Origin of the sequence: Aeromonas sp. 61P (genome assembly GCF_051919545.1) — a bacterium.
GTDB lineage: Bacteria > Pseudomonadota > Gammaproteobacteria > Enterobacterales > Aeromonadaceae > Aeromonas > Aeromonas veronii.
The window spans coordinates 857,501-882,051 of record NZ_JBQBEL010000001.1; the positions used below are offsets into that span (position 1 = coordinate 857,501).

A 24,551-nucleotide genomic window follows, 5' to 3' on the forward strand; every position below is an offset into this window, starting at 1 on the left:
CTGGTTCTCCCCGAAAGCTATTTAGGTAGCGCCTCGGACGAATACTACTGGGGGTAGAGCACTGTTTGGGCTAGGGGGTCATCCCGACTTACCAACCCCATGCAAACTCCGAATACCAGTAAGTAATATCCGGGAGACACACGGCGGGTGCTAACGTCCGTCGTGAAGAGGGAAACAACCCAGACCGCCGGCTAAGGTCCCAAAGTTCTGGTTAAGTGGGAAACGATGTGGGAAGGCTCAGACAGCTAGGATGTTGGCTTAGAAGCAGCCATCATTTAAAGAAAGCGTAATAGCTCACTAGTCGAGTCGGCCTGCGCGGAAGATGTAACGGGGCTCAAACCAGGCACCGAAGCCGCGGATTCACACTTATGTGTGAGTGGTAGGGGAGCGTTCTGTAAGTCTGCGAAGGTGTATCGAGAGGTATGCTGGAGATATCAGAAGTGCGAATGCTGACGTAAGTAACGATAAAGGGGGTGAAAAGCCTCCTCGCCGGAAGACCAAGGGTTCCTGTCCAACGTTAATCGGGGCAGGGTGAGTCGACCCCTAAGGCGAGGCCGAAAGGCGTAGTCGATGGGAAGCAGGTTAATATTCCTGCACGACTTGTAATTGCGATGGGGGGACGGAGAAGGCTAGGTGGGCCAGGCGACGGTTGTCCTGGTGAAAGTGCGTAGGTGGTGTTTCCAGGCAAATCCGGAGACACAACACTGAGACACGAGACGAACACACTACGGTGTGGAAGCCATTGATGCCCTGCTTCCAGGAAAAGCCTCTAAGCTTCAGATTACAAGTCATCGTACCCCAAACCGACACAGGTGGTCGGGTAGAGAATACCAAGGCGCTTGAGAGAACTCGGGTGAAGGAACTAGGCAAAATAGAACCGTAACTTCGGGAGAAGGTTCGCTCTTGACAGTGAAGTCCCTTGCGGATGGAGCAGTTGGGAGTCGCAGTGACCAGATGGCTGGGACTGTTTATCAAAAACACAGCACTCTGCAAACACGAAAGTGGACGTATAGGGTGTGACACCTGCCCGGTGCCGGAAGGTTAATTGATGGGGTTAGCGCAAGCGAAGCTCTTGATCGAAGCCCCGGTAAACGGCGGCCGTAACTATAACGGTCCTAAGGTAGCGAAATTCCTTGTCGGGTAAGTTCCGACCTGCACGAATGGTGTAACCATGGCCATGCTGTCTCCACCCGAGACTCAGTGAAATCGAATTCGCCGTGAAGATGCGGTGTACCCGCGGCTAGACGGAAAGACCCCGTGAACCTTTACTACAGCTTGGCACTGAACATTGAACCTACATGTGTAGGATAGGTGGGAGGCTTTGAAGGCGTGACGCCAGTTGCGCTGGAGCCGTCCTTGAAATACCACCCTTGTATGTTTGATGTTCTAACGCAGGGCCCTGAATCGGGCTCGCGGACAGTGCCTGGTGGGTAGTTTGACTGGGGCGGTCTCCTCCCAAAGAGTAACGGAGGAGCACGAAGGTTGGCTAATCCTGGTCGGACATCAGGAGGTTAGTGCAATGGCATAAGCCAGCTTAACTGCGAGACGGACAGGTCGAGCAGGTACGAAAGTAGGTCATAGTGATCCGGTGGTTCTGAATGGAAGGGCCATCGCTCAACGGATAAAAGGTACTCCGGGGATAACAGGCTGATACCGCCCAAGAGTTCATATCGACGGCGGTGTTTGGCACCTCGATGTCGGCTCATCACATCCTGGGGCTGAAGTCGGTCCCAAGGGTATGGCTGTTCGCCATTTAAAGTGGTACGCGAGCTGGGTTCAGAACGTCGTGAGACAGTTCGGTCCCTATCTGCCGTGGGCGTTGGATGATTGAAGGGAGTTGCTCCTAGTACGAGAGGACCGGAGTGAACGAACCTCTGGTGTTCGGGTTGTCACGCCAGTGGCACTGCCCGGTAGCTAAGTTCGGAATCGATAACCGCTGAAAGCATCTAAGCGGGAAGCGAGCCCTGAGATGAGTCATCCCTGACCCCTTGAGGGTCCTAAAGGGCCGTTGGAGACCACAACGTTGATAGGCGGGGTGTGTAAGTGCAGCGATGCATTGAGCTAACCCGTACTAATTACCCGTGAGGCTTAACCATACAACACCCAAGAAGTGTTCTAAGGCTTGTAGCAAATACCAAGCGAACTACTAATTCAGTGATAACGACAAGCCACGAGCAACATCGTTATTCACGTCAGCTTTCTGGATTGAAGAATTTGCCTGGCGGCCATAGCGCCGTGGAACCACCTGATCCCATGCCGAACTCAGAAGTGAAACGCGGTAGCGCCGATGGTAGTGTGGCATTCGCCATGCGAGAGTAGGACACTGCCAGGCACCCAATTTCAAGATTACGCCCAGCGTGGTCTTTACCGGTTAGTGTGCTGATATGGCTCAGTCGGTAGAGCGCATCCTTGGTAAGGATGAGGTCCCCAGTTCGATTCTGGGTATCAGCACCATTTTCAAGTTAGTTTTAAAAGCTTTTGCCTGACGGCAATAGCGCCGTGGAACCACCTGATCCCATGCCGAACTCAGAAGTGAAACGCGGTAGCGCCGATGGTAGTGTGGCATTCGCCATGCGAGAGTAGGACACTGTCAGGCACCTACTTAGAAGAGGCCTCCCATTCGGGAGGCCTTTTTGCATTTCTGACTTCCAAAAATCTGCCATGCCGCCGGCATTTTAGTAAAAGTGCTGGGCTATCAAGGGATTGCCCGTTACTCTTTAGCCGTTGCCGATTAACACGTGATGCTGCCAGCGAGGTATTGATGGCTACGTTGAAGGAAATTGCACAGGAAGCGGGGGTTTCTCTCGCCACGGTATCCCGGGTACTGAACGAGGATCCCAGCCTGAGCGTCAAGGAAGAGACCAAGCAGCGGATCTTCGAGATTGCCGAACGGCTGGAGTACAAGACCAGCAGCGCCCGCAAGGGGGTACATAAGAGCAAGCTGCACTTTCTGGTGGTCTATGCCTATCCCCAGAGTACCGAGGTCAACGACCCTTACTATCTCGCTATCCGTTATGGCATCGAGACCCAAAGTGCCCGCCTCAATATCGAACTGACTCATCTCTACAACTGCGGTGAAGGGCGCGAACTGAGCGCCGTGGATGGCATTCTGGTGGTCGGCACACTCACAGCCGAACGTCTCGTCCAGCTAAGGGCTTGTTCCAGCCAGCTGGTGTTTGTCGACTGCCGTTCACAGGGAGAGTTCGACTCGGTCGATGTGGATCTCGCCCTGATCAGCCAGCAAGTGGTGGATTATTTTATCGCTCAGGGACACCAGCGCATCGGTTATATCGGTGGCCAGGATGAGAATCCGGATCTGCGTGAACTGGCCTTCCGGGATTATGGCCAGCGGTTGGGGGTGGTGCAGGAGAACGATCTCTATCGTGGGGATTTCTCCAGCGCCTCCGGCTACCAGTTGGCGAAGGAGATGCTGGCGGGTGACTGGCCCAAAGCGCTCTTTGTCGCCTCCGACTCCATCGCCATTGGCGTGCTGCGTGCCATTCATGAGAAGGGACTGGCGATTCCCCAGCAGATCGAGCTTATCAGCGTCAACGATATCCCGACCGCCAAGTTCACCTTCCCGCCGCTCTCTACGGTGCGGATCCACTCCGAGTTGATGGGCTCCCAGGGGGTCAATCTGCTGGTTGAGCGGCTGCGAGACGAGCGGGATATTCCCCTTCGGGTGCTGGTACCGAGCAAGTTGACCCTGCGCGGCACCACTCGCTGATTTTAGTAAAACATTCTGCTTTTTAGTCGCACCATCTTGCGGTGGTGCGACACATCTCCCAAGCAAACCTCTTTCCCATATCATCCAACAACTTCATATCATATTGTTTTATAGTTGATTTTATTGCTAGTCAGCCAACTGTCATCAACATCCATGCCACTCCTCCATATCTTGCCCTCCTTTATCTCCCGCTTCTGATCTCGCTCACAAAACCATCTGTTCATTGTGATCAGGTTAAAACTTTACCAATCCAAAGCTGATATTTAGTAAATGTTTATCTAGAGTTTACCCAGTTAACGTTGCCTTGTTCCGGGAGGACATGTGAATAACTGGGAAAACGTCCAATTCGTTGGTGAAAACAGGCTGGCTCCGCGCGCCTACTTCTTCTCTTATGCCGACCACGCGCTGGCGGCAACCATGCAGCGCGAGCTGAGCCGTCGTTTTCTGAGCCTTGGCGGCCAGTGGCAGTTCCACTACTTTGACCACCCCCTGCAGGTGCCGGAGGCCTTCTATCACAGCCCCATGAGCGAGTGGGGCCAGATCACCGTGCCCAACATGTGGCAGATGGAAGGACATGGTCAGCTGCAGTACACCGACGAAGGTTTTCCCTTCCCCATCGACGTGCCCTTCGTGCCGACCAACAACCCCACCGGCGCCTATCAGCGCAGCTTCACGCTGAGCCCGGCCTGGGACGGCGAGCAGGTGATCATCAAGTTTGATGGGGTGGAGACCTACTTCGAGGTCTATGTGAACGGCCACTACGTCGGTTTCAGCAAGGGGAGCCGTCTCACCGCCGAGTTCGATATCAGTGCCTACGCCAACATCGGCGAGAACCTGCTGTCGGTAAGGGTGATGCAGTGGGCTGACTCCACCTATATCGAAGATCAGGACATGTGGTGGATGGCGGGGATCTTCCGCGACGTCTATCTGGTGGGCAAACCGGCCGCCCATGTGCAGGACTTCTTCATCCGCACCGCGCTGGCCGATGACAATCAGATTGCCGGCCAGAGCGCCACCCTGAGCTGTGATATCCAGCTGGAAAATCTGGGGACGCCCGTCCGTGATCACCGTCTGGTCTGGTCGCTCCTGGATCAGGGCAACGAGCTCGCCAGCGGTTTGCTCGATCATCTCGCCATCGACGGCAAGTGTGATTGCCGCTTCACGCTGGATCTGGCCAGCCCCCATCTGTGGAGCGCCGAAGATCCGTACCTCTATCAGCTGCAACTCTCCCTCTACAACGGTCAGGGCGAGCTGCTGGAAGTGATCCCGCAGCGGGTCGGGGTGCGTGAGATCAAGGTCAAGGATGGCCTCTTCTACGTCAACGGCCACTACCTCAAGCTGCACGGGGTGAACCGCCACGACAACGACCACCTCAAGAGCCGCGCGGTCGGCATGGATCGGGTGGAGCGCGATATCGTGCTGATGAAGCAGCACAACCTCAACTCGGTGCGCACTGCCCACTATCCGAACGACCCGCGTTTCTACGAGCTGTGTGACCAGTACGGTCTGTTCGTGATGGCGGAGACCGACGTGGAGACCCACGGTTTTGCCAACGTCGGCGATCTCAGCCGCATCACCGATGACCCCTTCTGGGAGCCGGTGTTCGTGGATCGCATCGAGCGCCACGTGCACGCCCAGAAGAACCACCCCTCCATCATCATCTGGTCGCTCGGCAACGAGTCCGGTTACGGCTGCAACATCAGAGCCATGTACCAGCGCTGCAAGGCGATCGACCCGACCCGGCTGGTGCACTACGAAGAGGATCGCGATGCCGAGGTAGTGGATGTGGTGAGCACCATGTACTCCCGCGTCTCCCAGATGAACTGCTTCGGCGAGTTCCCGATGGCCAAGCCGCGTATCCTCTGCGAATACGCCCACGCCATGGGCAACGGCCCGGGCGGTCTTAGCGAATATCAGCAGGTGTTCGACCGCCATCCCCACATTCAGGGCCACTACATCTGGGAGTGGTGCGATCACGGCATTCTGGATCAGGACGAGCAGGGCCGCCCCGTCTACAAGTACGGTGGCGACTATGGCGACTATCCCAACAACTACAACTTCTGCATGGATGGCCTCATCTATCCGGATCAGACCCCGGGGCCGGGCCTGCGCGAATACAAGCAGGTGATCTGCCCGGTCAAGGTGCGCGCTCTGGATCTGGCGAGCGGCAAGCTGGCGGTGGAAAACCGCTACTGGTTCTCCACTCTCGACGACATCCGTCTGCTGGTCGAGGTGAAGGCCGAAGGCGAGCTGCTGGCCAGCCAGCAAATCCGGCTGGAAGGGGTGGCTCCCGGTGCCATCACCGAGTTGCAACTCGAACTGCCATCCCTCGATGGGCGGGAAACCTTCGTCCAGCTGCGGGTCATCAAGGCCACCGCCACCCGTTACAGTGCGGCGGAGCACGAGCTGGGCCAGTACCAGTTCCAACTGAAGGCATCGACTCGCCAGCTGCGACCCTTTGCCAATCCCAACGCTACTGCACTGCAGATTGCCGATGAACGCCTCGCACTTGTCTTAAGTGGCAGCGGCTTTGTCCTGCGCTTCTCGCGCCTCGACGGCAAGCTGGTGAGCTGGCAGCAGGATGGTATCGAGCTGATTGAGCGGGCGCCGCGCCTCACCTTCTTCAAGCCGATGATCGACAACCACAAGCAGGAGTACGAGAGCCTGTGGCACCCGAACCACCTGCAGATCATGCAGGAGCACTTCCGCACTCTGAGTTGGCGTCAGCTGGGTGAGGCGGTCGAGGTGACGGTAGAGAGCCTGATCGCGCCGCCGGTGTTCGACTTCGGCATGCGCTGCCGCTACGTCTACACCCTGAGCCCGAACGGTCAGCTGCACGTGGCACTCTCCGGTCAGCCCTACGGCGGTTATGACGACATCATCCCCAAGATCGGCTTCGAGCTGGGCATTCGTCAGGATCTCGACCGGGTGCACTACTACGGCATGGGGCCGGGCGAAAACTATCAGGACAGCCGCCAGAGCAACTGGATCGACAGCTTCCAGAGCACAGTCAGCGAGATGTGGGAGCACTACCCCTTCCCGCAGGACAACGGCAACCGCCAGCAGGTGCGCTGGGCGACCCTGACCAACCGCCACGGCGCCGGTCTCTACGTGCGACCTGATGCCCCCATCAACCTGAGCGTCTGGCCCTACAGCTGGGAGCATATCCACGCGGCGCAGCACATCAACGAGCTGGAGCCCTGTGGTTATCTCACCCTCAATCTGGATCACAAGGTACTGGGGCTCGGCTCCAACTCCTGGGGCTCCGAGGTGCTGGACTCCTGGCGGGTGCGCTTCGAGCCGTTCAGCTTCGGCCTGACCCTGCTGCCCATCGCCCGTGGCAACCTCAATCCGGCTGCGCTGGCCGGGCTCGACCTCACCATCAACGGCGGGAGGAACCTCGCATGATCACCCTGGACAACCTGACCCTGTTCAAAAACATCTACCGGGAGGGCAAGAAGTGGGGCCGCTGCGTGGAGGCCATCAACAACCTGCCAAACCTCAAGCCCGGCATCTGCCACTCCATCGGTGACTCCCTCACCTATCGCTTGCAGGAGGGGGCCAGCCCGGCCGCCTCTTTGTTCGAGGGGCAGCGCCGCTACTTCGACGTCCACTACTACCTGGAAGGAGCAGAGACGGTGGAGTGGGCCCCCAAATCGGAGCTGGCGGTCGAGCAGGCCTATGACGACACCACAGACCGCGAGTGGCTGGCTGGTGAGGTGCGTGAGCGCCAGCAGGTGGGTAACGGGCAGGTAGTGATCTTCGAGAACGACGAGGCTTACCGGTTTGTCGGCGATGCGCCGGTGCGCAAGGTGATCATCAAGGTCACCGTCGAAGGCGGCTACTTCAAGAACAAATAACAAGCCGCCGGTTCTGCACTGACAAAAGCCGGAAGGGTGGGGCTCACCCTACAAATCATGCCCCGCTCTTTCGCTGCAATAACTACAGGTCTGGAGATGCACCATGTCTGATTCCAAACGGAATACGATAGGCAAGTTTGGTCTGCTGTCGCTCACCTTCGCGGCGGTATTCAGCTTCAACAACGTCATCAACAACAACATCGAGATTGGTCTGGCCTCCGCCCCGATGTTCTTTCTGGCCACCATTTTCTACTTCATTCCGTTTTGTCTGATCATTGCGGAATTTGTGTCACTGAACAAAAACTCCGAAGCGGGGGTGTATGCCTGGGTGAAGAGCTCCCTCGGCGGGCGCTGGGCCTTTATCTCCGCCTACACCTACTGGTTCGTGAACCTCTTCTTCTTCACCTCGCTGCTGCCGCGGGTTATCGCCTACGCCTCCTATGCCTTTCTCGGCTACGAGTACATTCTCACCCCGGTGGCGACCACGGCCTTGAGCATGGTGCTGTTCGCCTTTGCCACCTACGTCTCCACCAACGGCGCCAAGATGCTCGGCCCCATCACCTCGGTGACCTCGTCCCTGATGCTGCTGCTGACCCTCTCCTACATTCTGCTGGCGGGTGCGGCACTGGTGGGCGGCGTGCAACCGGCTGACCCCATCACTGTAGAGGCGATGATCCCCGATTTCAGCTGGGCCTTCCTCGGCATCACCACCTGGATCTTTATGGCAGCCGGTGGCGCCGAGTCGGTGGCGGTCTACGTCAATGACGTGAAGGGCGGCTCCAAGTCCTTCGTGAAGGTGATCATCATCGCCGGGATCTTTATCGGGGTGCTCTACTCCATCGCGTCGTTGTTGATCAACGTGTTCGTACCGAGCGGGACCCTGAAATATACCGGCGGCTCGGTGCAGGTATTTGAAGGGCTGGCGGCCTACTTCGGCCTGCCGGAGATCCTGATGAACCGCTTCGTCGGGCTGGTCTCCTTCACCGCCATGTTCGGCTCCCTGCTGATGTGGACGGCGACCCCGGTGAAGATCTTCTTCTCCGAGATCCCGGCCGGCATCTTCGGCAAGAAGACGGTCGAGCTCAACGAGAACGGCGTGCCTGCCCGTGCAGCCTGGATCCAGTACCTCATCGTGCTGCCGCTGATGGTGATCCCGACTCTGGGCTCCAACACAGCGCAGGATCTGATGAACACCGTCATCAACATGACCGCCGCCGCCTCTATGCTGCCGCCGCTGTTCATCATGCTGGCCTACCTCAATCTGCGCCTGAAGCTCGACCACCTGCCACGGGATTTCAAGATGGGCTCACGTACCACCGGCATCGCTGTGGTCTCGGTGCTGATCGCCATCTTCTCGGTGGGCTTCCTCGCCTCCACCTTCCCGACCGGCGCCGACATCATGACCATCATCTTCTACAACGTCGGCGGGATCGTGATCTTCCTCGGCTTCGCCTGGTGGAAATACAACAAATACGAGGCCTCCCTCAGCGCCGAAGCGCGCGCCAAAGAGGCCCAGCCGACAGCGCAGGTTGCCATGCAGACGCCATAAGCACGGCATTGAATCCCAATCAAACCGGGTGGCCGTTGGCCACCCGCAAACCGTTGAACCAGAAAAGGAAAAGAGCATGAGCGAGACGATCGAGTTTGCCGAATTCAAACGGGTCGAGATGAAGGTGGGCAAGGTGCTGGAGGTGGTGCGCCACCCCGGGGCTGACAAACTCTACATCGTCCAGATCGACGTGGGGGGCGAGCGGCCGCTGCAGACCGTCACCAGTCTGGTGCCCTACTACAGCGAAGAGGATCTGATGGGCAGCGAGGTGGTGGTACTGACCAACCTCAAGCCCACCAGGATGCGCGGTGAGCGTTCCGAGTGCATGTTGCTCTGCGCCGAGACGCCGGACGAGAGCCAGAGCGTGCTGTTGCAGCCGCGGGTGCCGATGGCGCCGGGCACCCCGATCGTCTGAACGGTATTGCGAGCCGGTGCGGGAGACTGCACCGGTTCACCAAGGAGGTCGTCCACGCGGCCCGATCATAACAAGAGAGTAAAGCGCGGGGCCGACAGACCCTTGCCGAACACATCACAGAGTCACCGCGTTACCCGCAGGGAGCGCGAGTCCACTGGAGGACACCATGTCTGAATCCGTACGCGGCACCATAGGCAAGTTTGCCCTGTTGTCGATGACCTTTGCCGCCGTGTTCAACGTGCGCAACATCGTCAACAACAACATCGAGCTGGGGCTCAGCTCAGCCCCCATCTTCCTGCTGGCGACCATCGTCTACTTCATTCCGTTCGTCTTCATCATCGCCGAGTTCGTCTCGGCCAACAAAAACTCCGAGTCGGGGATGTACGACTGGCTTAAAAAACCGCTCGGCACCCGGATGGCCTATCTGGGCTCGTTTCTCTACTGGTTCGTGAACCTGTTCTGGTTCGTCTCCCTGCTACCCAACGTCATCGCCTACGCCTCCTACGCCATGCTGGGCTATGAGTACAGCTTCTCGCCCATGGTCACCTCGATCATCTCCATCGTGCTGTTTGCGGCGGCGACCCACATCTCCACCAAGGGGGCGAGCTGGCTCGGCAAGATTGCCGAGATCGTGGCCTACGGGGTATTTGCCCTGTTCGCCATCTATGTGCTGGGCGCCCTGATGGCCCTGAGTGGCGATCATGTGCCGGCCCAGCCCATCACGCTGGAGGCGATGACTCCCACCGTCAACTGGGCGACGCTGGGCATCATGTGCTGGATCTTCCAGGCGGCGGGCGGTGCCGAGACCGCAGCGGCCTACCTCAATGACGTGAAGGGCGGCCAGAAGTCCTTTATCAAGGTGATCATCAGTGCGGGTATCGTCATCGGTGCCATGTATGCGGTTGGTTCCCTGCTGGTGAACGTGTTCGTACCGCGCGAGAGCCTCACCTATGCCGGCGGCATGGTGGAGATCTTCACCGGCATGGCGCAGTACTTCGGGCTCTCCGAGGCGCTGGTTGGCCGCTTCGTCGGCGTGGTGCTGTTTATCGCCATGTTCGGCTCCATGATGATGTGGACCTCGGCGCCGGTGAAGATCCACTTCTCCGAGATCCCGCAGGGGGTTTACGGCGAGAAGACCACCCAGCTCAACGAGCACGGCGTGCCGGTGCGCGCCGCCTGGTGGCAGTTTGTCTTCGTGTTCGCGATGCTGGTGGTCAACGGCTTCGGCTCCGAGTCGGTGCAGCAGATGATGAACACCGCCATCAACCTCACTGCAGGGACTGCCATGCTGCCGCCGATCTTCATCATGGTGGCCTACTTCGTGTTCCGCTGGAAACATGACGACACCCCCCGCGATTTCCGCATGGGGTCGCGCAAGTTCGGGATGGGCGTGGTGTCGGTGCTGATCGCCATCTTCGTGGTGAGCATGAGCGCCTCCGCCTTCCCGGCCGGAGTGGATCTGGTGCGCGCCTTCTTCATCAACGTCTTCATGACAGCGGTCTTCTCGGCGCTGGCCTACTGGTGGATCTCCCGCTTCGAGAAGCGGCAGGCCCGCAAGCTCGCCGGCAATGAGAAGAAAAGCGGCAACGGCAAGCTGGCCAGCCAGCGCTGATCGGCTGGGTGAAAAAGCGTGACGGGCGGCCTTGGTCGCCCGTTTTTTTATCCATTTCGCGCCGGTTTGGCGCTATCTGGCCGCGGGTCAGCAACTTCCGCTATTCAACAAAGCAAAGGCGTTAAGCATTGATGAACAATTAACCGCTGCACAACGTTGCGCCTCTCCGTTATCGGGGTAAGCTGGAGGTTCGTTTTAGCGGGAGGTGCCAGACATCTCCCGCTCTGTTTCTTGTCCTCCCCAATCCTGACTGTCACCATGGCAGCAGGATGCCTTTCTGATGGAGACCTTTCGTGCGTCTGGATCCCTTTACTGTTGTGCTGATTGCGGTGGTCACCCTGGCCTCCCTCTTTCCCTGCGAGGGTCAGGTGGCCGTCTGGTTCGGTCTGCTGACCAAGCTGGCGGTGGCGCTCCTGTTCTTCATGCATGGCGCCAAGTTGTCGCGCCAGAACCTGCTGGCGGGCCTCGGTCACTGGCGGCTCCATCTGGTGGTGATGCTCAGCACCTTCGTGCTGTTTCCGCTGCTCGGGCTGCTGCTCACCCCGCTGGTGCCGAGCTGGCTGAGCCCGGCTATCTACCTCGGCTTCCTCTATCTCTGCGCCCTGCCTGCCACCGTGCAGTCGGCCATCGCCTTTACCTCGATGGCAGGGGGCAATGTGTCGGCGGCGGTGTGCAGCGCCTCGGCCTCCAGCATCCTCGGCATCTTCCTCTCGCCGGTGCTGGTGGGGATGATGATCCACGTGCAGGGGGAGGGGATCGACACCTGGCACTCCATCCAGTCCATCATGATGCAGCTGATGCTGCCGTTCGTGGTGGGCCACCTGTCGCGCCCGCTCATCGGTCGCTGGGTCGACAGCCACCGTCCGCTCATCGGCAAGCTGGATCAGAGCTCCATCCTGCTGGTGGTATACGTCGCCTTCAGCGAGGCGGTGGTGCAGGGGATTTGGCGTCAAGTAAGTTGGTACGATCTGGCCAGTATCGTGCTGCTGAGCTGTGTCTTGCTGGCGTTGGTGCTCTGCTGGAACGTCTGGATCAGCCGTCGTCTCGGCTTCGACAAGGCGGACGAGATCACCATCGTCTTCTGCGGCTCGAAAAAGAGTTTGGCCAACGGGGTGCCGATGGCCAACGTCATGTTCCCCGCCGCCAGCGTCGGGGTGATGGTGTTGCCGCTGATGATCTTCCACCAGATCCAGCTGATGGTCTGCGCCGTGCTGGCCCGCCGCTATCATGAGCAGGGGCATTGATACTCGCGCCGTTTTGACTGCCATAACAAGAGGGAGGCCCGTTGGCCTCCCTCTTCTCATCTGCATGCCGACCGGCGTGCTAGCGTTTGCGCCAGACGGTCAGCTGCGCCACCGTGTGCTGGTATTTGCGGGCGGTTTCGCGGATGACGAAGGGCACATCCCGGGGCGGGCAGTGCTCCTCGAACTCCGCCGCCAGCAGCCGTTGCAGCGCCTGATAGGTGGTGAGCGCCTCGCCGTTTTCGCGAATGCCGCCGAGCCAGTTGGCGGGCGGGGTATATTCCGCCAGCCAGGTATAGGGGCTGGTGAGCACCAGCAGGCCACCGCTGCGCAGCCGGGGAGCGATGTCCCGCAGGAAGCGGGCGGGCTCCCGCAGCCGGTCGATCAGGTTGGAGGCGAGCACCAGATCGTAGTGGTCATATTTGGGCTTGAGGTTGCAGGCATCCCCCTGACTGAAGTGGATGCGCTCAGCCTGACTCGCCCCCAGCCCGTGGCTCGACAGGCGTGCCTCGCAATACTCCACCAGTTCACCCTCCAGCGGAATGGCGTAGCGGAAGCTGTCCTGGCTGGCGAGGGCCAGCGCCACATCGATGAAGCGGGCCGAGTAGTCCACCCCGTCCACATGCTGGAAGTGGCGGGCCAGCTCGAAGCTGGCGCGGCCGGTGGCACAGCCGATATCCAGCGCCCGCTGGTGGTTGTTGCACAGTTCGCCAGCAAGATCAGCAAGCGTCTTGGCGTAGTTGGCTACCCCGAAGTGGTTCGGGCCGTACTGGAAGTCGAGGTACTGTGCGACGAGCGTGTCGGTTTCATAGGGATTCACGATAACGGGTTCCTGATAACGGGAGACCAGATAGCGGAAACCCGCATGCTGGAAGAAGTGACGCCGGAAGGCGTAACGGGATGATTTAAGCGCTTCGTTACCTGTGCTGATCCAGCTGCCACCCTTGATAAGGGTGTGCTTGCCATCAAAGGTGGGGGTAGAGAAGTCGTCGTAGAGCGGGTGGATTTTAAAGCCGTCGAAGCCATCGATGGCGGTGCTGGTCCACTGCCAGACATTGCCCACCAGATCGAAGAACTCCCCTTGCGGGCAGGCATCCACCGGGCAGGAGGAGGCGAAACGGGCCAGATTGATATTGCCGGGGGCCTCCGTCCAGTCCGGCTGATCGCCGGGTAGCTGCTCGCGCAGCAGCATCCATTCCACCTCGCTCGGCAGCTGGATGGGGAGTCCGGTCCGGGCCGCCTTCCAGCGACAGAAGGCGGCCGCCTCCAGCTGATTCACCTCGACCGGCCAGTCCCATGGCATGGCGATCTGCTCGGTCATCAGCCGCAGCTGCAATTGTTCGGGCTCGGCGGGGTCACCCACCCAGAAGGTGGGCATCTGCGCCTTGGCGTACTGGCACCACCCCGATCCCTCCTCATCCCACCACTGTTGCTGGCCGTAGCCGCCCGCCTGGACGAAGGCGAGGTACTCGGCATTGCTCACCAGCATGCGGCTGGCCTGAAACGGGGCCAGCTCGATATGGCGCTCGCCATATTCGTTGTCCCAGCCGTAGGTGGCGTCACGCTTGCCAAGGCGCACCTTGCCGCCGGCCACCGGCAGCAGACTGTTGGTGGGCACCTGATCAATGCGGTGGCGGGCTTCGGTACAGGTGGGCCAATAAGGCTGCGGCCGCACCCAAGCGAGTGGCAACTGGCGGATGAGCACGCTGGAGGTCTCGAGGTGGATGCGCTCGTGCTCTATCCCCATCAGGATCACCCAGGCCGGGCTCTGCCAGTCGATGGGCAGAGTGAGCGGCATCTGGCGAATAAAATCGCACACCAGCGAACGGACTTTGGCCCGATAGCTGCGTAGCTCGCTGACTTTGGGCCAGTCGTAGTGGGTCTCGTCCAGATCGTCCCAGCTCATCTCGTCACCCCGATGGCGACCATGGCCTCGATGCGAGCATCCAGCCGCTGGTCGATCAGGCGTGCCGCCAGCAGCTTGTTGATAAAGAAGGCGGCGGTGTGGCCGTAGTAGAAGATGAGCGGGTGGCGCAGCGGGATAGCCTTGTTGAACCAGGCGCGTTCATCGGCCAGACAGTCGAACAGCGAGTCGTAGAGATCGAAGGTCTGGCAGAAGTAGGCGAGCAGCTCGCGCCGTTTCTGCTCGGGATCGCTGCCGGTCAGCAACGGGGTGCGAGTCGGTTCCGGCAGACCGACGGCAGTGGAATAGAGAGGGCTTGCTTGGGTCACGCTCTGCCTCCTTGTTGGCAGTAAAGACTGACAAGACGGTGGTAATGACATTACCGCAATGGAGAGCTTGGTACGCACGAAGTACCACTATTGGCTCAACAGACCGGTGCGGCAATCAAAAACTTCCACGGCTTGTCAGCGTAGCGACCTCGCGAACGGCTCGCCAGCCAGCTCTCCACCTGCCCGTTAGGGGGTGGTCAGATTCGCTGAATAGTGGTCTAAATGGCTCTTTTCTATGCGTGTCACCTCTTACTGTTAATTTTATTTTTTATTTAAAATCATATGGTTAGCTTCTGGCATAGCCATTGCTACCTGTGGTTTCATACGGTCCTTGTTTTTGTGGTTTCGAACAGGGCCTGTCAGGTGGCTTATCAATAAATAAAAAGGAGAACAGTTATGCGGTGGATGATTGGCATCTTGGTGGCGCTGGTGATGGGCGGTTGTAATGTCTTTGCCGACACCGAGATCAAGGGGGAAGGCGCCCCGGTCGAGCGCCAGCAGGCGCTGGGCGAGCGGGTGACCCGGGTGCTGGCGGGAACTCCGGCCACCCTCCATCTGGTGGCGGGCGAGCAGCGCGGGATCCTCATCAAGGGGCAGGCAAACCTCTTGCCCTATCTGGAGCTGAGTGAGCGCGGCAGCAAGCTGGAGATCGAGGTGAAGGATGGTTACCGACTGCGGCCTACCGAACTGCTGGAGATCACCATCACCCTGCCGGAGCTCAGTGAAATGGCGCTGGCAGGAACCGGCAACGGCGATCTGCACGGCTTCAAGGGCGAGGCGCTGGAGCTGTCAGTGGCAGGAACAGGTGGTATCGTCGCCAGCCAGCTGGAGGTACAGCGATTGAAAGGTAATATCGCTGGTGCAGGTAGCCTGGATCTGGGGAGTGGCTCTGCCGCCAGCATCGAGCTGAACATTGCCGGTGCTGGCGATGTGCTGGGCAGCGAGATGCGTGGCAACGAGGTCGAGGTCAATATCGCCGGCAGCGGTGATGTGGAGGTGCGGGCCCAGAAAACGCTCAAGATCGGCATCGCAGGCACTGGCAACATCACCTACTGGGGTGACCCCGAGGTGGAGCAGCAGATCGTGGGCTCCGGCGGGGTGACCCGCGCCGGCCGCTGACGCTTCCGATCACCACAACACCAACTGAAACAGGCCCGTTACGGGCCTGTTTTGATCAGAGGTGGCGGGCGTGAAAGCGCAGGTGCGCCTCGATAAAGCTCGCAACGAAGTAGTAGCTGTGGTCATAGCCCTCATGGCGGTTGAGCTCCAGCGGCCATTCCTTGTTGGCCGCCACCTCGGCCAGCGCATCGATATGCAGCTGCTCAGCGAGGAAGGGATCATCCAGCCCCACATCCACCAAGGTTGGTAGCGGCGTGACTGGCTGGTGGCGCAGCAGCTGGCAGGCATCCCACTCCTGCCACAACAGCGGATTGCTGCCGAGGTAGGCGCCGAGCGCCTTCTGGCCCCAGGGGCAGCGGCTCGGGTGGCAGATCGGGCTGAACGCCGACACCGAGCGGTAGCGACCCGGCTCCCGCAACGCGGCGATCAGCGCTCCGTGACCGCCCATGGAGTGGCCGCTGATGGCGCGTCGGGTCGAGACAGGGAAGTGAGTCTCTATCAAGTCAGGCAGCTCGCGGGTGACGTAGTCATACATCTGGTAGTGCGCCTGCCAGGGGTTCTGGCTGGCGTTGATGTAAAAACCTGCGCCCATGCCGAGGTCATAACCGGGATCGTCGGCCACGCCGTCGCCGCGGGGGCTGGTGTCCGGCGCTACCAAGGCGATGCCGAGCTCGGCGGCGATGCGCTGGGCACCCGCCTTCTGCATGAAGTTCTCATCGGTGCAGGTGAGGCCGCTGAGCCAGTAGAGCACCGGCACCTTCTGGCCGGTGAGGGCCTGAGGCGGCAGATAGATGGCAAAATTCATCTCGCAGCCGAGCACGCTGGCGCGGTGACGATAGCGCTTGTGCCAGCCGTCGAAGCTCTTGTTGCTGCTGATTATGTCCAGATTCATCGGGGGAACTCCTGCACCCCGCCCACGGTGGCAGGCGGGGTGATCATGCTCAGTAGTGGATGACGCTGCGGATGCTCTTGCCTTCGTGCATCAGATCGAACGCCTCGTTGATCTGCTCAAGCCCCATGGTGTGGGTGATGAAGTCGTCCAGCTTGAACTCGCCCTGCATGTAGCGCTGCACGTAGCTCGGCAGCTCGCTGCGACCGCGCACGCCGCCGAAGGCGCTGCCGCGCCAGACCCGGCCGGTGACCAGCTGGAACGGACGGGTGCTGATCTCCTGACCCGCGCCGGCCACGCCGATGATGACCGACTCGCCCCAGCCCTTGTGGCAGCACTCCAGCGCCGCGCGCATCACCTTGACGTTGCCGATGCACTCGAACGAGAAGTCGACGCCGCCGTCGGTGAGCTCGACGATCACCTCCTGGATGGGCTTGTCGTAGTCGTTCGGGTTGATGCAGTCGGTGGCGCCCAGCTTGCGGGCCAGTTCGAACTTGCTCTCGTTGATGTCGATGGCGATGATGCGGCCGGCCTTGGCCAGGCGAGCCCCGATCACGGCGGAGAGGCCGATGCCGCCCAACCCGAAGATGGCGACGCTCTCACCCTCTTTCACTTTGGCGGTGTTCATCACGGCACCGATGCCGGTGGTGACGCCGCAACCGAGCAGGCAGACCTCTTCCAGCGGGGCGGCCGGGTCTACCTTGGCGATGGAGATCTCCGGCAGTACCGTGTATTCGCTGAAGGTGGAAGTGCCCATGTAGTGATAGATGGGCTGGCCATCTTTCGAGAAGCGGGTGGTGCCGTCCGGCATCAGCCCCTTGCCCTGGGTGGCGCGGATCTTCTGGCAGAGGTTGGTCTTGCCGGATTTGCAGAATTTGCACTCGCCGCACTCGGGGGTGTAGAGCGGGATCACGTGATCCCCCACCTTGACGCTGGTGACCCCTTCGCCGACCGATTCGACGATGCCGCCCCCCTCGTGGCCGAGAATGCAGGGGAAGACCCCTTCCGGATCTTCACCGGAGAGGGTGAAGGCATCGGTGTGGCAGACACCGGTCGCGACGATGCGCACCCGCACCTCGCCCGCTTGTGGCGGCATGACTTCGACCTCTTCGATGGAGAGGGGCTGACCCGGACCCCAGGCGATGGCGGCTTTACACTTGATGCTTTGAACCTGTGCCATGAATGACATCCTTCTTGTTGAGCAGGGTGAACAGAGATGAGTTCGGGCATTCAGTGTAGTTTCCCGCCGATTTGGTGATAATGAGGGCAAATCTCAAATCACTTTTACACACAGGTAATAATGTTCGGCTGGGAAGGGATCTGTGAATTTGTCAGCGTGGCGGAGCAGGGGGGCTTTACCCCGGCGGCGCGCAAGCTGGGGGTGTCGGTGGCGCAAGTCAGCCGGCAGGTGGCACAGCTGGAAGATCGGCTGCAGGCCAAGCTGCTGCTGCGTACCACCCGTCAGGTGCGACTCACCGAGCTTGGCGAGATCTACTATCGCCACTGCCGTCAGCTGCTCGATAACCTCTACGAGGCGGAGCTGGCGGTGGGGCGCCATCAGGCGGTACCGCAAGGCACCCTGCGCATCACGGCACCCGTCTCCTACGGCGAGAGCCGCATCGCCCCGCTGGTGAATGACTTTATGGTGCGCTTCCCCCAGCTGGAGGTGACCCTCAACCTCACCAACCAGCTGCTGGATCTGGTGCATGAAGGCTACGATCTGGCGCTGCGGCTAGGCCATCTCAAGGATTCGACGCTGGTGGCGCGCAAGCTGGCGCAGCGGGTGCCCTATGTCTGCGCCTCACCGGCCTACACCGCCCGCCACGGCATACCCAATAGCCTCTCCGAGCTGACCCGCCACACCTGTCTGGTGGGCAACAGTGACGAGTGGCACTTTACCCTGGATGGTCGCCCCCACAGCGTGCGGGTGCGCGGCCTGTTGCAGTGCAACAGCGGCCATGCCCTGCTGGATGCGGCGCTCAAGGGGATCGGCATCATCCAGCTGCCGGACTACTACGTGAGCGACCATCTGGCCCGGGGGGAGCTGATCGAGCTGCTGCCCGAACTGCGGGCTCCGGCAGAGGGGATCTGGGCCCTCTATCCCCACAACCGCCACCTCTCCCCCAAGGTGCGGCTGCTGGTGGACTATCTGGCCGAACGGCTGAGCGACCCGCACCAACCGACACTGGTGATGCCGATAGGCTAGGGCGCTCCCCAGCCGTTGACTCACCGGCGGCGGGCGACAGGTGCGATGGCCGGAAAATAAAAGAGCCCTTGAGGAATCAAGGGCTCTTTTGCAGGTAACAACCGGATAGTCAGCGACCCATCATTCGATGTTCTGGATCTGCTCGCGCATCTGTTCGATGAGGACTTTCAGCTCGACGGCGGACTGGGTCACTTCGGCGTTGATGGACTTGGAGCCAAGCGTGTTCGACTCGCGGTTGAACTCCTGCATCATAAAGTCGAGACGACGGCCGCAGGCGCCACCCTTCTTCATGATCTTGTTGGTCTCGCTGATGTGCATCTCCAGACGATCCAGCTCTTCGGCCACGTCGATCTTCTGGGCCAGCAGCACGATCTCCTGCTCGATGCGAGCCGGGTCCAGCTCCACCTTGGCTTCGGCCAGACGGTCGGTGAGCTTCTGGCGCTGCCACTCGATGATCTGCGGCAGGTGGACGCGCACCTTCTTCACTTCCACCTGAATACCGGCCAGACGCTGTTCGATGAGCGCCTTGAGGTTGGCCCCCTCGCTGGCGCGGGAGGCGAGGAAATCTTCCATGGTCTGGTCAAAACCGCCGAGCAGCTCGGTGGCGACCGCGTCCATGTCCTGTTCGGCGGCAGCCATGACGCCCGGCCAGCGCAGCACGTCGACCGGGTTGAGCTGGCCCTGACCCGCCTCTTTCATTACCCAGCTGGCGCTGTCGATGATGAGCTTGGCCAGCTCTTCATTGATGTGCAGCTGGCTGGCTGCGGCCTGAGCGGCCTCGAAACGCAGGTTGCACTCCACCTTGCCGCGCTGCAGCTTGGCGCGGAAACGCTCACGCAGAACCGGTTCCAGGCTGCGCAGTTGCTCCGGCAGGCGAATGTAGGTTTCCAGATAGCGCTGGTTTACCGAACGAATTTCCCAAACGGCTGTGCCCCAGTCGCCCTTGAATTCCTTGCGGGCGTAGGCGGTCATGCTGTGAATCATTGATTGTTCCGGGCTTGATGAAGTGTGCGGCCAGTATACTCAGCCCGGCCCTGCTCGTCAGCCGATGCCGTGGTTTTAGCGGCTGATATTTGGGGCGGGATCACTTATAATCCCCCGCCAATTTGAGCCAGCCCAGAGGTCCGTTCCATGTCACGTCCAAGCGATCGCAGTGCCGCGCAACTTCGCCCGGTTACCATTACCCGCAATTTCACCAAACATGCAGAAGGCTCAGTGCTGGTGGAGTTCGGTAACACTCGCGTGCTCTGCACCGCCAGCGTTGACACCAGCGTGCCGCGCTTCCTGAAAGGGAAGAACCAGGGCTGGGTGACTGCCGAATACGGCATGCTGCCGCGCTCCACTCACTCCCGGATGAACCGCGAAGCGGCCTCCGGCAAGCAGAGTGGCCGTACTCTGGAGATCTCCCGTTTGATCGCCCGCTCCCTGCGCGCGGCGGTAGACCTGACTGCGCTGGGCGAGCACTCCATCACAGTTGACTGTGACGTGCTGCAAGCCGATGGCGGCACCCGCACCGCTTCCATTACCGGTGCCTGCGTGGCGCTGGTGGATGCGCTGAACTGGATGGTCGAGAAGGGCATGATCAAGCAGAGCCCGCTCAAGCAGATGATCGCCGCCGTCTCCGTCGGCATGTATCAGGGCGAAGCCATCTGCGATCTGGAGTACATCGAAGACTCCGCCGCCGAGACCGACATGAACGTGGTGATGACCGAAGATGGTCGCATCATCGAGGTGCAGGGCACTGCGGAGGCCGAGCCCTTCACCCACGAAGAGCTGCTGGCGATGCTGGCGCTCGCCAAGGGCGGCATCGCCGACATCATTGCGCTGCAGAAGCAGTCGCTCTCCTGATTTTAAAAACGCGGCATTGACCGCGTTTTTTTATACCCCCACACAAGACAACGACAAGCCAAGCAAGGAGCCAGAATGAAAGCCTACCAGCGTCAATTTATCGAGTTCGCCCTGGAGAAACAGGTTCTCAAATTCGGTGAATTTACCCTGAAATCCGGTCGTAAAAGCCCCTACTTCTTCAACGCCGGTCTGTTCAACAGCGGCCGCGATCTGGCCCGTCTCGGCCGCTTCTATGCCGCCGCCCTGATGGATGCTGGCATCGAGTTCGATGTGCTGTTTGGCCCGGCCTACAAGGGGATCCCCATCGCTTCCGCCACCGCCGTGCAGCTGGTGGAGCAACACGATGTGGATGTGCCCTGGTGCTTCAACCGCAAGGAGGCCAAGGATCACGGCGAGGGTGGCAATCTGGTGGGCAGCCCGCTCAAGGGGCGCATCATGCTGGTGGACGACGTTATCACCGCCGGCACCGCCATCCGCGAATCCATGGATCTGATCCAGGCCAACGGCGCCTCGCTGGCGGGCGTGCTGATCGCGCTGGACCGTCAGGAGAAGGGCAAGGGCGAGCTCTCCGCCATTCAGGAGGTGGAGCGTGACTACGGCGCCCACATCATCGCCATCATTCAGATGAGCGACCTGATTGCCTATCTGGAAGAGAAGCAGGCCGAGCAGCCGGATCTGGCGGCGCAACTGGCTGCCATGAAGGCTTACCGCGCCCAGTACGGTATCTGAGTCGCAGTTCACACCGCACAATAGTTGAAGGCGGCGCCCGTTGGCTCTCTGGCAGCAAACGGGCGCCGTTTTTTTCATCTGCAAAAAGTGGATCATGTGGCTTGAGTTTACCCTTGCAGTAAAGGTTAGGGTTTGCCAGTCGGCGTTTTGTGGTGCCGACGGGTTCCGGGGAGGAACAACATGACCACTCATCTTCAATCACCCATTCATCTGCAATTGCCGCTCAGCGGCATGAGCTGCGCCAACTGCGCAGGCCGCATCGCAGCCAGTCTCAACAAACTCGACGGGGTATCGGCCACCGTCAACTTCGCGCTGGAGCAGGCTGCCATCGAGCTGGCCAGCCCCGATCGCCTGCCTGCGGTGCTCGACAGCATCAAGAGTCAGGGTTACGACTACGGCAGCGAGACCATCCAGTTTCAAATCACCGGCATGACCTGTGCCGGTTGCTCGGCTCGGCTGAACAAGATGCTGGCCGCGCTGCCCGGCGTTATCTCGGCCGAGGTCAACTTCTCTATCGAGCAGGCCCGGATCGTACTGGTCCCCGGGATGCAGACGCCCGCCGCTTTGCGCGAGCAGATCGAGGCGCTCGGCTTTGGCGCCCAGCTGGCACAAGGCTCGGCCAGCGGCCGCCGCCAACAGTTGCTGGAGCGGGAAGCGCAGGAAGCCGCCACAGCCCGTCAGGCGCAGACCCGGGTCATCATCTCGGCGCTGCTGACTCTGCCGCTGCTGGTGGGGATGCTGGCCATGGCCGGACTGTTCCCCTGGCATCTACCCGCCTGGCTGGAGCTGGTGCTCGCCACCCCGGTGCAGTTCTGGATCGGGGCCCGTTTCTATCGCGGCGCCTGGCTCGCCATCAAGAACCGCGCAGCCAATATGGATGTGCTGGTGGCCACCGGCACCAGTGCGGCCTACTTCTACAGCCTCTATCTGTTGTTGACGCTGGGGATGGCTGCCAGCGGCAAGCTCTATTTCGAGGCGAGCGCCATCATCATCACCCTGATTTCTCTCGGCAAGTTGCTGGAGGCACGGGCCAGACGCAGCACCCAGTCCGCCATTCGCGAACTGATGGCGCTGCGACCGGAAACTGCCACCGTCTGGCGTGGCGAGAGTTGGCAGAGCGTCGCTATCGACGAGGTGCTACGTGGCGATCGGCTGCGGGTGCTGGTGGGTGAGCGGGTGCCGGTGGATGGCAGAATCGTGAGCGGCGCCAGCGAACTGGACGAATCGATCCTCACCGGCGAGAGCCTGCCGGTGCCGCGCAGTGTGGGCGGCAAGGTGCTGGGCGGTGCCATCAACCGCTCCGGCGTGCTGGAGATCGAAGCCACGACAGTGGGGGAGGACTCCAGCCTCAACAAGATCATCGCGCTGGTGGAGAGCGCCCAGATGGGCAAGGCCCCGCTGCAACAGCTGGTGGACAAGGTCTCTGCCGTGTTCGTACCGGTGGTGATGGCCATCGCCCTGTTCACCCTGCTGGTGTGGTACGCCATCAGCAACGACTTCGGTCAGGCGCTGCTGGCAGCGGTGGCGGTGCTGGTGATCGCCTGCCCCTGTGCGCTGGGGCTGGCCACACCGGCGGCCATCGTCACCGGTACCGGCGTCGCGGCGCGTCACGGCATTCTGATCAAGGATGTCGATACCCTGCAGAAGGCCCACGCCATCAAGGCGCTGATCTTCGACAAGACCGGCACGCTCACTCAGGGCAAGCCGGTACTGGCTAGCTGGAGCGGCAATGACGAGCAGTTGCATCTGGCCGCCGCCCTGCAGCAGGCGAGCGAACACCCGCTGGCGCTGGCGATGCGCGAGGCGGTCGGCAGCGGGGTGGCACTGCCTCAGCCCGACGCGGTCGAGGTGCGGGTCGGTGCCGGTATTGTCGGTCAGGTGGCGGGCCACAGGGTCGCCATCGGTAATGGCTCCCTGCTGGCCCAGCTGGGCATTGATCAGCCGCAACAGGATGAACAAGCCGCCGATGGCGCGACCCGGGTTTGGGTGGCCATCGACGGCGTGGTGGCTGGTATCGCGGCGCTGGCTGATACCCTGCGCCCCGAGAGTCCGGAAGCCATCGCCACCCTGCGTCAGCGCGGCATCGCCAGCTGGCTGGTGAGCGGCGATGCACCAGCGCCGGTGGCCCATATCGCCGCCAAGCTGGGGCTGGACGGGGCCTTTGACTCCGTGCTGCCAGCGGGCAAGGTGGAGAAAGTGGAGGCGCTGCGGGCGCAAACCCGCGGGCTGGTGGCTATGGTGGGGGACGGGGTGAACGACGCCCCGGCGCTGGCGGCGGCGGATGTCGGTATCGCCATGGGCTCCGGCTCCGACGTGGCGATGGAGACCGCTTCCATCACCCTGATGCGATCCGACCCGCGGCTGGTGGCCGATGCCATCGACATCTCGGCGGCGACCTGGCGCACCATACAGCAGAATCTGTTCTGGGCCTTCGTGTTCAACATCATCGGCATTCCGCTGGCGGCGCTGGGCTACCTGAGCCCCGAGCTGGCGGGGGCGGCCATGGCCCTGAGCAGCATCACCGTTTTGAGCAATTCCCTGTTATTGAAACGCTGGCAGCCCAAGGCGGCGCACGGGCCAGCATCCAACCCGATCAGTAAGGAGGCATAAATGAACATCAGCAAGGTTGCCAAGGCCACTGGGCTGACCGCCAAGACCATCCGTTATTACGAGAGCATTGGCCTCATCACAGCCCCGGTACGCAGTGACAACGGCTATCGCAGTTACACCGAGGGGGCGCTGCGTGAGCTGCGTTTCGTCAAACGGGCGCGGGAGACCGGCTTCAATCTGGAGGAGTGTCAGGAGCTGCTGGCGCTCTATCGGGACGAGCACAGAACCAGTGCCCAGGTTAAGAAGCTGGCGCAGGAGAAGATCGTCGATCTGCGGGCTCGCATTGCCGGCTTGCAGGCCATGCTTACCTCCCTGGAAGGGTTGGTTTGCTGCTGCCACGGGGATGAAAATCCCGAGTGCCCGATCCTCGACGAATTGGAGAAGGGGTGAGCAAGGACTCACCTGCCAGCGCAGAAGAAATCGTTATTGATTGATTAACTTCTTAATAAGCGGCGCTTTATTGTTGCGGGTCAGGGGGTAATGGTAGACTGCTCGGCTCTTGTACAGGAGTACT

General features: G+C 60.7%; 16 protein-coding genes, 1 tRNA gene, 3 rRNA genes and 1 pseudogene (1 of these 21 cut by a window edge). 17 read left to right on the top strand and 4 right to left on the bottom strand.

Features of this window, described 5'->3' with window-relative positions; genetic code table 11:
* From ACTG2O_RS04160 to ACTG2O_RS04210, 11 genes are all read left to right on the top strand, one after another.
* Nucleotides 1-2,096: ribosomal RNA gene (locus tag ACTG2O_RS04160) — 23S ribosomal RNA — on the top strand (it extends 794 nt beyond the left edge of the window).
* A gap of 121 nt (nt 2,097-2,217) precedes the next feature.
* Nucleotides 2,218-2,332: ribosomal RNA gene (gene rrf, locus ACTG2O_RS04165) — 5S ribosomal RNA — on the top strand.
* Between the two features lie 46 nt (nt 2,333-2,378).
* Nucleotides 2,379-2,454 (top strand) — tRNA-Thr (locus tag ACTG2O_RS04170).
* Nucleotides 2,455-2,481: 27 nt separating this feature from the next.
* Nucleotides 2,482-2,596, top strand: a 5S ribosomal RNA gene (rrf, locus tag ACTG2O_RS04175).
* Between the two features lie 165 nt (nt 2,597-2,761).
* Nucleotides 2,762-3,727, top strand: coding sequence for a transcriptional regulator EbgR (ebgR, locus tag ACTG2O_RS04180; protein ID WP_019446210.1), 966 nt, complete (start codon nt 2,762-2,764; stop codon nt 3,725-3,727).
* Nucleotides 3,728-4,048: 321 nt separating this feature from the next.
* Nucleotides 4,049-7,135, top strand: coding sequence for a beta-galactosidase subunit alpha (ebgA, locus tag ACTG2O_RS04185; RefSeq protein WP_439975378.1), 3,087 nt, complete (start codon nt 4,049-4,051; stop codon nt 7,133-7,135).
* Nucleotides 7,132-7,587 carry a beta-galactosidase subunit beta gene (locus ACTG2O_RS04190; RefSeq protein WP_019446208.1) on the top strand — a complete coding sequence of 152 codons (456 nt, stop codon included), beginning with the start codon at nt 7,132-7,134 and terminating at the stop codon, nt 7,585-7,587. The genes ebgA and ACTG2O_RS04190 overlap by 4 nt, the downstream gene beginning before the upstream one ends.
* A gap of 103 nt (nt 7,588-7,690) precedes the next feature.
* Entirely contained in the window at nt 7,691-9,136 is a 1,446-nt protein-coding gene (locus ACTG2O_RS04195; RefSeq protein ID WP_019446207.1) for an amino acid permease, read from the top strand.
* A 76-nt stretch (nt 9,137-9,212) separates the two neighbouring features.
* Nucleotides 9,213-9,551, top strand: a complete 339-nt coding sequence (locus tag ACTG2O_RS04200; RefSeq protein WP_019446206.1) for a tRNA-binding protein — start codon at nt 9,213-9,215, stop codon at nt 9,549-9,551.
* A 166-nt stretch (nt 9,552-9,717) separates the two neighbouring features.
* Entirely contained in the window at nt 9,718-11,163 is a 1,446-nt protein-coding gene (locus ACTG2O_RS04205) for an amino acid permease (RefSeq protein WP_019446205.1), read from the top strand.
* A gap of 293 nt (nt 11,164-11,456) precedes the next feature.
* Complete coding sequence (locus ACTG2O_RS04210) at nt 11,457-12,407, top strand: bile acid:sodium symporter family protein (RefSeq protein WP_005339573.1); 951 nt, start codon at nt 11,457-11,459, stop codon at nt 12,405-12,407.
* A gap of 79 nt (nt 12,408-12,486) precedes the next feature.
* Here the strand turns inward: ACTG2O_RS04210 and ovoA are convergent.
* A pseudogene (gene ovoA / locus ACTG2O_RS04215) lies at nt 12,487-14,636 on the bottom strand (5-histidylcysteine sulfoxide synthase).
* A gap of 396 nt (nt 14,637-15,032) precedes the next feature.
* On the opposite strand from ovoA, the gene ACTG2O_RS04220 reads away from it, so the two are divergent.
* Nucleotides 15,033-15,755: a head GIN domain-containing protein gene (locus ACTG2O_RS04220; RefSeq protein WP_439975379.1), complete on the top strand. Its 723-nt coding sequence runs from the start codon at nt 15,033-15,035 to the stop codon at nt 15,753-15,755.
* Nucleotides 15,756-15,810: 55 nt separating this feature from the next.
* Here the strand turns inward: ACTG2O_RS04220 and fghA are convergent, their stop codons facing one another.
* Together fghA and ACTG2O_RS04230 are read right to left on the bottom strand one after the other, a co-directional pair.
* Complete coding sequence (gene fghA / locus ACTG2O_RS04225) at nt 15,811-16,647, bottom strand: S-formylglutathione hydrolase (RefSeq protein WP_236285036.1); 837 nt, start codon at nt 16,645-16,647, stop codon at nt 15,811-15,813.
* A gap of 49 nt (nt 16,648-16,696) precedes the next feature.
* A complete protein-coding gene (locus tag ACTG2O_RS04230; protein ID WP_005307638.1) occupies nt 16,697-17,824 on the bottom strand; it encodes an S-(hydroxymethyl)glutathione dehydrogenase/class III alcohol dehydrogenase in 1,128 nt (375 codons plus the stop codon).
* A 120-nt stretch (nt 17,825-17,944) separates the two neighbouring features.
* Here ACTG2O_RS04230 and ACTG2O_RS04235 point away from each other — a divergent pair, with 120 nt between their 5' ends.
* Nucleotides 17,945-18,850 (top strand): LysR substrate-binding domain-containing protein, encoded by a 906-nt coding sequence (locus ACTG2O_RS04235; RefSeq protein ID WP_005356102.1) that lies wholly within the window; start codon nt 17,945-17,947, stop codon nt 18,848-18,850.
* Between the two features lie 120 nt (nt 18,851-18,970).
* On the opposite strand, the gene ACTG2O_RS04240 is transcribed toward ACTG2O_RS04235, so the two are convergent.
* The gene (locus ACTG2O_RS04240) at nt 18,971-19,834 is read right to left on the bottom strand and encodes a YicC/YloC family endoribonuclease (RefSeq protein ID WP_005342032.1); all 864 of its coding nucleotides are present in this window, start codon (nt 19,832-19,834) and stop codon (nt 18,971-18,973) included.
* Nucleotides 19,835-19,981: 147 nt separating this feature from the next.
* On the opposite strand from ACTG2O_RS04240, the gene rph reads away from it, so the two are divergent.
* The 4 genes from rph (at nt 19,982) to cueR (ending at nt 24,427) form a co-directional block, all read left to right on the top strand.
* Nucleotides 19,982-20,698, top strand: coding sequence for a ribonuclease PH (gene rph / locus ACTG2O_RS04245; protein ID WP_266135709.1), 717 nt, complete (start codon nt 19,982-19,984; stop codon nt 20,696-20,698).
* A gap of 75 nt (nt 20,699-20,773) precedes the next feature.
* A complete protein-coding gene (gene pyrE, locus ACTG2O_RS04250; RefSeq protein WP_216952344.1) occupies nt 20,774-21,427 on the top strand; it encodes an orotate phosphoribosyltransferase in 654 nt (217 codons plus the stop codon).
* Between the two features lie 180 nt (nt 21,428-21,607).
* Nucleotides 21,608-24,037, top strand: coding sequence for a heavy metal translocating P-type ATPase (locus ACTG2O_RS04255; protein WP_439975380.1), 2,430 nt, complete (start codon nt 21,608-21,610; stop codon nt 24,035-24,037).
* On the top strand, nt 24,038-24,427 hold the full coding sequence (cueR, locus tag ACTG2O_RS04260; protein ID WP_005356117.1) for a Cu(I)-responsive transcriptional regulator: 390 nt from the start codon (nt 24,038-24,040) through the stop codon (nt 24,425-24,427).
* The last annotated feature ends 124 nt before the right edge of the window (nt 24,428-24,551 follow it).